This is a genomic window from Deltaproteobacteria bacterium HGW-Deltaproteobacteria-6, assembly GCA_002840435.1.
In the GTDB taxonomy this organism is placed as follows: domain Bacteria; phylum Desulfobacterota; class Syntrophia; order Syntrophales; family Smithellaceae; genus UBA8904.
This window is the reverse complement of the sequence record PHAT01000040.1, coordinates 1-1,344: the sequence shown is the minus strand read 5'-3', so window position 1 is coordinate 1,344 and position 1,344 is coordinate 1. Positions and strand designations below refer to the sequence as shown.

Sequence of the window (1,344 nt, the reverse complement as noted above, 5' to 3'; positions counted from 1 at the left end):
CTATTTTTACAGTATTGAGAAAATCACGCTCGAAGGCGAAAAGATTTATTTTGGAGTTGATGAGTCGCTGTCCGGCCAGAAGGCGCCGGAAGACATCAAAGATCCGAAAAGCGATGAGGTCATTGTTAAAAAAGGCCGCAAACTCACCAAGCCCCTGCTAAAGAAAGTCATGGATGCGGGTGTTAAGCGCGTGGCCGTTAAAGAAGCCGATTTGACGGGGAAAATTCTTTCCTCGGATGTTCATGATCCGGCCACTGGAGAAATCCTTTTCAGGTGCAACGAAGAACTGCCGTTAAACGGACTTGAGATTGCCCAGGAAAAGGGAGTGAAAGAGCTGAAATTCATCCACATCGATGAAGATCTGGACAACGCTTCCATTCGCGATACGCTCCTGATGGATCATATTGAATCCGCGGAAGATGCGATCATGGAGATCTATAGACGGCTCCGTCCCAGCAATCCTCCGACACCGGAAACCGCCGCTAAGTTTTTCAGCAGTCTCTTTTTTGAACCGGAGACTTACGATTTGTCGGATGTCGGCCGGGCGAAGATGAACTATAAGCTGCGCCTGAATGTGTCGACGGACTTAACCGTTCTGCGAAACGAAGATATTCTGGCATCCGTCAAATATCTAATCGATTTGAAAAACGGTTTGGGGGAATGCAGCGTGGATGATATTGACCATCTGGGAAACCGCCGCGTGCGTTCTGTCGGCGAACTCATTGAAAATCAGTATCGCATTGGCCTTGTACGCATGGAAAGGGCCATTAAAGAAAAAATGAGCCTGCAGGATATAGAAACCATGATGCCGCACGATCTCATCAATGCCAAACCGGTATCTGCGGTGGTAAACGAATTTTTCGGTTCCAGCCAACTTTCCCAGTTTATGGATCAAACCAATCCGCTCTCCGAAATTACCCATAAACGCCGTTTGTCCGCGCTGGGGCCCGGTGGGCTGACGCGGGAGCGTGCCGGATTTGAAGTTCGTGACGTTCATTCAACCCATTATGGCCGCATCTGCCCGGTTGAAACGCCGGAAGGGCCGAATATCGGATTGATCGTATCTCTCAGTACGTATGCGCGTGTCAATGAATTTGGCTTCATCGAAACACCCTACCGCTTGGTTGATAACGGGAAAGTGTCCGATGAAGTAAAATTTATGACGGCCATCGAAGAAGAAAATGAAATGATCGCACCTGCCGACCGACCGCTCGATAAAAAAGGAAAATTTGAGGAAGAGCTGATATCCGTGAGAAGAGGGAGCGACTTCGTTTCGGCCATACCGACAGACATCAAAATGATGGATGTTGCACCCAATCAGATGGTTTCCGTGGCGGCGGCGTT

General features: G+C 49.0%; 1 protein-coding gene. It reads left to right on the top strand.

The genetic code is table 11. The annotated features are described in order from the left end of the window. A partial coding sequence (locus CVU71_18665; GenBank protein ID PKN16591.1) for a DNA-directed RNA polymerase subunit beta occupies positions 1-1,344 on the top strand: 1,344 nt, incomplete at both ends.